At 40.0% G+C, this 9,019-nt stretch carries 4 protein-coding genes; 1 reads left to right on the forward strand and 3 read right to left on the reverse strand.

Annotated elements, in window-relative coordinates:
* Positions 1-129: 129 nt before the first annotated feature.
* Complete coding sequence (locus H131_RS22700) at positions 130-3,906, reverse strand: S-layer homology domain-containing protein (protein ID WP_010861478.1); 3,777 nt, start codon at positions 3,904-3,906, stop codon at positions 130-132.
* Between the two features lie 206 nt (positions 3,907-4,112).
* Complete coding sequence (locus tag H131_RS22705; protein WP_010861479.1) at positions 4,113-5,105, reverse strand: hypothetical protein; 993 nt, start codon at positions 5,103-5,105, stop codon at positions 4,113-4,115.
* Positions 5,106-5,562: 457 nt separating this feature from the next.
* Here H131_RS22705 and H131_RS22710 point away from each other — a divergent pair, with 457 nt between their 5' ends.
* Positions 5,563-8,067 (forward strand): winged helix-turn-helix domain-containing protein, encoded by a 2,505-nt coding sequence (locus tag H131_RS22710; RefSeq protein WP_010861480.1) that lies wholly within the window; start codon positions 5,563-5,565, stop codon positions 8,065-8,067.
* Positions 8,068-8,146: 79 nt separating this feature from the next.
* On the opposite strand, the gene safA is transcribed toward H131_RS22710, so the two are convergent.
* Positions 8,147-8,755, reverse strand: coding sequence for a SafA/ExsA family spore coat assembly protein (gene safA / locus H131_RS22715; RefSeq protein WP_010861481.1), 609 nt, complete (start codon positions 8,753-8,755; stop codon positions 8,147-8,149).
* Between the last annotated feature and the right edge of the window lie 264 nt (positions 8,756-9,019).

Consider the following 9,019-nt stretch of genomic DNA (forward strand, 5'->3'; position numbering starts at 1 on the left):
CGCCGTAGCGGAGAAAAATGACTACGAAGTAGACTAAAAAAACAAAGCCTCGAAGATTTTACTAATCTTAAAATTTTCGAGGTTTTTCATTTTTGAGGTGAGTTGTTTTGTCCCAGCCCTTTTCAATAGTTATTGATTCAGCGCTCTATACAAAAAGGCCACGAATTGCGCACGTGTCACAAACTCATCTGGTCTGAAGTTGCCTTTATCCCCTAAGGCAATGCCGTTATCTGCAAGTGCAGCAATGTAATCATAACTCCAATGCATAACTGGAACATCTTGGAAGGTACTCGTTCCACTTGGTGTGATACCAAATGCGAGTACAAGTATTTTCGCCAGTTGTGCACGTGTCATATTTGCATTTGGATAAAAAGCTCCCTTTGACCCATCCACAATGCCTGCTTGCTGAAGTAAGGTAATCGCCTCATCATACGGATGACTTGTCGGTACATCACTAAACGCTACAGCATCCCGTTTTGCTGTTAATTGGAACCCACGTGCAACCATCACCGCAACATGCTGGCGTTGAATCGGTTCATTCGGTCGGAAAGAGCCATCAGGATAGCCTGTGATAATCCCACGAGCCGCAATATCTTCAATCATGTCTTGTGCCCAATGTCCATTAATATCTGAAAAAGAGATTGGCTGAGACTTGTCGACAATAAATACTGCAAACTTAGTAAATTCATCTGTCGAAATTGTGATAAAGTCACCCTTAGTCGTACCTTTCATCTCTAGCCATTCTTTTTTCAAAGGATCATAAGAGAAAATGGAAGCGTATTGATCCTTGCCAACCTTTGAAGAGTCGAACTTCATTGTTAACGTAAGAGGTTTCTTTATATTCCCTGCGCTATTTTTGTGTAATTCAAATATTGGGCTAATAAGACGTTGTCCGTTACTTAAAAGGTTCGTGATATCGCGTAATTTCTCTACTGTTATTGTTAGTTCTTGCTGTGCTACGCCAACTGGAATAGAAACATTGATGTCTTCACCAACACTAGTTTCACCAGAGCTTCCTACTGGAACAGTTATTATGCCATTTGTTGTAACGATCTGTGTAGGAGGTGATTCATTTTCTACATTGCTGTTGGAATTTCCACTATTTGAATTATTCGTGGTCGAGTTATTACTGCCTGAACCGCCATTATTAGAACTACCACTATCTGAGCCACCACTATCTGAGCCACCACTTGGCCTGTAATCAATTGTTGCCATGCTTGTTATGCTACTATTACCAGCAGCATCTCGGAATTGAACGTAAAGCTTCTTCTGTCCCACTTCTTCAGTAAAGCTCCATTTTTTTGAGAGTGATACTTTTTCCCAAGCTGACCACTTTAGTTTATCTGTGGAAAAACGCATCTCGGCGACTCCACTTCCCGAACCATCCGATGAAGTTAGACTAAGTGTAACCGAATTACTATTTGTCGTAGCAGAACCTCCATTAATAACAATTGTTCCTGTGGGCGCTGTTCTATCAATCTTAAAATTTATCGTTGTGACACGGCCTGCTGGATTTGTGACAACCAACGTGTACGTTCCTTCCTTGTCTACCTTTGTTTCACTCGTGAAGGCTACTCCATTCAATGTCGCCGTTCCCTTATTAAATACGATTGTTACCTTGTCTTTATAAATACCTCCATTTGTTACTCCTGTGACAGGTGGTGCTGTGCTGTCAATAGTGAAGCTTATTGTTGTGACATTGCCTGCTGTATCCGCTACGACCAGTGTATAGCTTCCATCCTGATTAATTTCGTGACCACTGGCAAAAATTACTCCATTCAACGTTGCAGTTCCTTCATTGAATCCGACTGTTACTTTATCTTTGTAATTACCTCCATTTGTTACTCCTGTGACAGTTGGTGCTGTCTTGTCAATCGTGAAGTGTATCGTTGTAACATGGCCTGATGCATCTGTTAAGACGAACGTGTACATTCCTTCTTGGTCCACTTCCGTTCCACTCGTGAAGGCTACTCCATTTAACGTCGCGGTTCCCTTATTAAATCTGATTGTTACCTTGTCTTTGTAAGCACCACCATTGGTTATGCCCGTTACAGTAGGTGCTGTCCTGTCAATCATGAAATTTACCGTCGTAACATTGCCTGCCGCATCCGTTACGATTAGTGTATAGCTTCCATCCTGACCAATTTCCGTACCGCTGGCAAAAGCCGCTCCATTCAACGTTGCCGTTCCCTCATTGAATGTGATTGTCACCTTGTCTTTGTAAATACCACCATTTGTTACACCTGTTACGAGCGGTGCTTCCGTATCAATCATGAAATTTACCGTCGTGACATTACCGGCTGAATCTGTTACTACAAGTGTATACATACCATCCATTGTAACCAGCATACCGCTAATAAGAGCTGTACCGTTCAATGTCGCCGTTCCTTCGTTGAATGTAACGGTAACATTCGATTTATATATCCCACCGTTCGTTACTCCCGTCACAATAGGCGCAGTCGTATCAATCTTGAAGGTCACCGTCGTACTATTGCCTGCTGTATCCGTTACGATTAGCGTATACGTTCCATCCTGGGTGATATCAGTACCACTTGTGTAGGGGTTGCCATTGAGTAGCCCACTACCCTCATTAAATACGGCATTCACCTTGTTGTTATATACCTTGCCATGCTCTACATTCGAAATAATCGGGGCTATCGTATCAACTGTAATCATACTGCTAATTGTACCAGTACTCGTATTACCAACTTTATCTTTAAATTGCACATAAATGGTTTTCGCTCCCCCGCCAGCCGGAAGGGCCCACGACTTCCCGTTCAAGTCAGCGATGTTAAACCAGCTAGTCTGCCAACTGCCAATGATATTTGAGAGACGTGCTTGCTCAACTCCTGAACCGCTTCCATCCGTATAGGTTCCTTTCAATGTAACCGTGTCCGATTTCGTCCATGTAGCACCATCATTAATGATCAGTGTACCCGTTGGTGCTGTCTGATCCAATAGAATGGACTGAGAAGAATTGGCTGAGATCCCGTTGTTGGAATCCCTCAATTGCATATAGATGGTCTTCGCCCCATCTCCGCCAGTTAGACTGAATGTTGCAGTATTGCTGAAGGGCAGCCAAGATGCTGCTGATAAATTAGCAGCGCTATTTGCAAACCTCATATGCGTAACACTATCACCTATATCAGGATCTGATCCAGTTATAGATAGATTGACAGTACTAGTACTTGTCATTGCGCCTTCCAGAATCGTGAAGGAACCCACTGGAGGGTTATTAGCAAGTGTCCCTGTCTCATAAGTAACAATCAGCTTCGGTCGAAAAGCAGCATTCGAATTTTCCAAAGAATAAAGTAGAAATCTGCCGCTATCTGCATCAGCTTCATTGCCGTTGAGTATAAAAGTTATTTTACGATCAGAACTATCTGTGAAAGCGTCAATAGCGCTCTTGACATTGAGCATAATCGTTTGATTCTCAAGATAAGTACCCATCGGCACCTCAGCAGTACTTTTAGCGGTGAACTTATCTGCATAGGGGCTATTCGTATCTATTGAGGGGAAATTTACATAATTCAAATCATCCGCAGCAGAGCCCCTTGCCTCCATATACAAGGTTTGACCAGGGTTTCTGATGACAGTTGCAACCGTCAAGCCCAGCTCTGCTGACACAATATTCCCTTCTGGCACACCTAGATCAAATGTTGTGGCCATTCGATTCCGAACATTGACGAAACCGTCATTATTGCTCATACCTACATATAGCAAACCATCATCAACATTATCATAAACACCGTCATAATCCTGATGACCCCTTAAATCCATCGTATCTGCAGTTGCTGTATAGGATTTTGTTACTGTAGCTCCTGCAGCATGTGGTGCAAAATCAGGTACTATAACGGATAATAAAAAAGTAAGAACCACCAATCCCACCCGTTTATTTTTCTTCATTTATTATTCCTCCTCGAAAAACGTCTCCTTTACACTGTAAAATAACAAATAGTTGTTCGATACTGAGGAATGTTAATGATTGACTATTAACAATAAAAAAATAATAAATAGTAGTGTTACTTCACTTTTTATCAACTTCATATAACATGAATATCCCTAACTAACCACCACATCAGGTTGGATAGTCAGGGATATTTGTTCTGTTTTTATGCTCTATATGCTCGTGCTACGTAATAAGCGATCGAGCCACTTCCTGAGTTGCAACGAATGCTCAATTTGAGGCCGTCTTTTTCAGCTTCCCAGAATTGCTTATTTTTATTGGAAGTTCTTTCAGCAACTGTTTTAGCACTTTCGTCTATGGCACAATAACAATTATTATCAGTAGAAAGGGATGTTAACGGACATTCTACACCAAATGAAAAATTAGTGCCTGTACTGCCATATTGCATTGTAAAGCCATATTGTGTCCCTACTAAAGCACTATCTCGCTTCTCGGTTGCAATTAATCCGGCTACTGGATATTTAGCTACCCCAGGGATCTCGACACCTTCGGGAATAGGCGTAGTCATGAGCATTGGTTTGCCATGAACATTATGATCACTAACAAATGTAAGAGGCTTGTCCAATTCATTAATTAACAACACAATAGCATTTGCTGGTTTTTTCATAAAATAAATGATAGGAATAATGATAGCTACGATAACAAGCGCTGCAACCGCAACAACTACTCCAACCGTCGCAGCTGTAACACCAGCTAGAGCGGCAATTGCTTCTGCAGCTCCGACTGCCAATTTTGCCACTACTGTCGAAGTTGATAAAAAGCCGATTCCTAATACACCAGAAAGAAGGATTTGTGCAGTGACAATGCCTGCATCATCTTTTTCTAACCCTTTTAATCGTTCAAGACCATCAATAATGACATGAAGCTGTCTTTTGATGTCATCCCCAGTTGCATTGACGAGAATTTCATAAGTCTCCTTTTTCAAAGGAATTGCTGCTGTTTGATCGCTTGCCTCCAACTCGGTGATGTCTTTGCCTAGAGCGTCCGCCAGTGCTTGCTTTCTTTCCTCAATGAAGATTGTTTGAAGCTTATTGATCTCCTCTTGTGAACTAGCCTTCTCTAGTTTTGTTGCATAATCCGGGAATAAAGACCGGAACCCCTGTTTTAATTTAAGATCGATATCAATTGTAGTGTGCATAAATTTCGAACCTCCCGTGTTTTTTCAATATTCTGGAGCCGGTTGCCCCCAATCGTACTTGAATCACCACGTTCTCATTTGTGATTTAACTTTAGATGTAATGATGATAACGGTATCTTTTGCATTGGTGACGATATAATCTCTCTTGCATTACCTACCGCATGAACTGGTAGACTACTTAGTTGTGAAAATACGACAACTATGAACCATAAGTGCAAACTGCTTTTTAAAAGAAACCTCCCTCTTTGCATATTGTGATACTTATATTTTTTTATAAGTATTTCTCTACCACTGTAAAATAAAAAATGGAAATGCAATACTGACGTATGTTAATGCTTTGACGATTAACACTAGTAAAATGCTTATAATTTGTAATAAAATGATAGTTAATAGAAATTTTCTCAATCATTACCATAAAATATGCTATCTATCTTTTGAACTAAGGAGAGGAAATGAATTGCCCAATATTCTATTATCTTCTAAAATAAAAATCCCTTATAGCTTGGACGAAGCTGTGGAAAGACCTAGGTTGTACGATATTTTTCACGAAAACACTTTAAAAAAAGTAACGATTATACGTGCATCTGCTGGCTATGGCAAAACAACACTTTTAAGTCAATGGCTTATACAAACAGACAAACAAATTGCATGGATATCGATAGATCATGCTGATAATGACCCTATTCGTTACTGGACATACGTTCTACATGCAGTGGCAAAAGCCAGTCAGTCCGATATAGACAAAGTGCTGGAACCACTTTTGCAGTCACAAGATGCGGCTACTGTTGAATTCCTAATTGACGCCTTTTTACATGAAATCAATACGATGGAAGAAACGTTACATATCGTCATGGACGATTATCATTTGATTGAAAATCAGCTGATCCATCAAATGATGACTCAATTTATCGAGCAACTTCCAGCGCATGTCCACGTTTATCTGACAACACGCACTGCCTTGCCATTGCCAATCGCAAAGTGGCGCGTCAAGCAATGGCTATATGAATTCACTACTGATCACCTACGTTTTACCTATCAAGAAATAGGGCAATTTTATGCCATGAAAAATGTAACCTTACCCCATCAAGAAACCCTACAATTGATTTTGGAGAAAACAGAGGGCTGGGTAGCAGGCTTATTATTAACTAGATTAATAAATGAATCAGAGTCGGAACACCAATGGCATGAGCTCGCACAACCATTCGTTAGTGAATTTCTACTACAAGAAATTATCGCGACGCTCCCACCACCTACACAAGAGTTTCTTCTATATACATCGATATTACCTGTACTTGATCCAGCTATTTGTAATCGACTTACACAGCGAATTGATAGCTATGAACTACTTGAAGAATTAGAGGAAAAAGGGCTTTTCATCGTACGTTTACAGTCAACAAAACCTGTTTTTCGCTACCACCATTTGTTCGTGGAAGCTTTACAGAACGAATTCAAAAAAAGATTTTCAGTACAACAGGTAACGGCATTTGCGCATGAAACAGCTACTCTCTTGCATGATGAAGGGGATTTTATCTCTGCCATTGAACTCGCACTACACTATCATCTTTTCGAACAGGCGGATATATGGATAACAGAACATCTAGTTGCGCTTTTCTTGTCTGGCCAAACCGCTACCTTTATGCGTTGGCTACATCAGTTACGAAACCAACACTATACGGTTCCATGCGAAATGCTTGTCATGGGCGTTATTACAGCTCTTTCTACACTGGAAATAGCAGAGGCCTCCTCATTTATGCAGGAGCTTGAACTACGCCAGCACACCGAGCAATGGATGGATAAGGAAGAAAACGAAGCGATGGCGTATATTTATGAAACGGTAAAGGCTTATGCCATCATTACTACAGGCGGAGATTTACATCAAGCCAAAGAAATACTTCAAAAACAACTTACAAAAGAAGCTGTGCCCTCTCGTTGGGATGAAGTGCCGATGCAATATAATATTTTTGAATATAAACTACTACGGACCAGTACGGGCTCAAAAGGAAAAATACCAACAATGGAGGAAGGTACGGCTATAGTAGAACTTTTTCGAAATACTACTTATCAAACAACAAGTGTTACAGCGTTTAGCTATGGAACTTCGGCAGAATCTTTATATGAGCGAAACTTAATTGATTACGCCAAAAAAGAACTTGAAATCGCTATCCAATATGGACATCAACTCAAAGACCCTGGCTTATTTATCCCTATGTATTTATTGAAGGCGAAAATTTATATAGCCGAAAAGCAATTGATTTCTGCACAGGCCATGCTTACGCAAGTAAAGGATATGGTCAAGGAAAAGCATTGGTTGATGACCCTTCGTATCATGCAGGCTTATTGTTACATTTTAGCAGGTGATACTTTGAATGCCGAAATGGAGTTACAAGTAACGAAAACAAAACAGCCCTTTTGGATGCTTGTCTACGCTCGATTGTTACTATTAAAAGAACAACCTGAAGATGCCTTAACGATAGTCATCCAAACGAAAACAAAAGCACAGCAGGATACACAAATTGCCACTATAATTGAAGCAACTGTTCTTGAGGCACTTTGCCATCTCAGACTTGGCAACACCAATTTGGCACTAGATTTTTTACATGAAGCATTAGCACAAGGAGCACCTTATTACTATTTTCGTACCTTTTTAGACGAGAAAGAGATACATCCCCTATTAATCAAGTATTTTAAACTGGTACAAGAGAATCCTTCTAAATGGCAGCCCCTTTCGCATCACTATTTGCAACATCTTCAAGTAGAAGACGCAGCAAACAGCGAGATGGACAATTTATTGACGCCACGTGAACAAGAGGTCTTTAATGTATTAGCAAATGGCGGAACGAATCGTGAAATCGCACAACAGCTTAACCTATCGGAAGGGACGGTTCGCGTTTACTTATCAACGATTTATAGTAAACTTGGCGTCAATTCGAGGGCAAAAGCGATTCTTCTCAAGAAATGGTAAAATCAGTGGGTTACGGATAACACGAAAAAAGGCTGCTCCCTTATCAGTATATACTGACGTGAGAACAGCCCTTTTTTTGTTATTTTTGTGTAAACATTTGTGTCCAGTAATTGCCTTCTGCTACATAACCTACACCGATATGGGTAAAGTTTTTACTCATAATATTCGCTCGATGTCCTTCACTGTTCATCCATGCCTTTACAACTTCTGCTGCTGAGCGCTGACCCTTTGCAATGTTTTCACCTGCTGATTTATAGCTAATACCAAAGTTTTTCATCATTGTAAATGGCGTACCGTAAGTTGGGCTTGTGTGGTCAAAATATTTTTTGTCATGCATATCTTGAGATTTGTATTTTGCTACTCTTGAAAGCTCCCAATCTTCTTTCAACGCTGATAGACCTGCTTTTGCACGTTCAGCATTGACAAGTTTAACAACTTCTTGTTCTACAGTTACTTGCTCTTTTGTTGGAATATTAATTTTTTGTCCTGGGTTAATTTGATTCGGATTTGCCAGTTGTGGATTCGCATCAATCAGCTCCTGCACACCTGTTTGGTTTTTCACGGCAATTTTCCAAAGAGAATCTCCTGACACTACTTTATATGAATCTGCTGCTATGGCGCTAATTGGTACTAACAATGATACCGATAATACTGAGGCCATCGCCACTTTTTTTACTTTTTTAAACATCAAATCATTCCTTCCAGTTTGCTCTATATTCATGGTAAATAGTTTCAAAGAATTATTCATCACTAAATATATGGAAGGATTTTTACAATTGTATGACAAGACGAGCGATTGAGCGCAAGATACCTTTCATAACGCTTTTCTCACCTTTTTCTTTAGTAATCATTTTGCAATCTATTTGTAATAGGAATAAATTACTATAAACTTTTTTAGAAAAACACTAGTTTTCTAGCTAAAAATATACCCATAAAGTGAAACTCCATTCAG

Origin of the sequence: Lysinibacillus sphaericus OT4b.31 (assembly GCF_000392615.1) — a bacterium.
Classification (GTDB): domain Bacteria; phylum Bacillota; class Bacilli; order Bacillales_A; family Planococcaceae; genus Lysinibacillus; species Lysinibacillus sphaericus_B.

Coding starts and splice junctions, on each gene's coding strand:
- H131_RS22700 (WP_010861478.1), bottom strand. CDS start 3,906: ATGAAGAAAAATAAACGGGTGGGATTGGTGGTTCTTACTTTTTTATTA.
- H131_RS22705 (WP_010861479.1), bottom strand. CDS start 5,105: ATGCACACTACAATTGATATCGATCTTAAATTAAAACAGGGGTTCCGG.
- safA (WP_010861481.1), bottom strand. CDS start 8,755: ATGTTTAAAAAAGTAAAAAAAGTGGCGATGGCCTCAGTATTATCGGTA.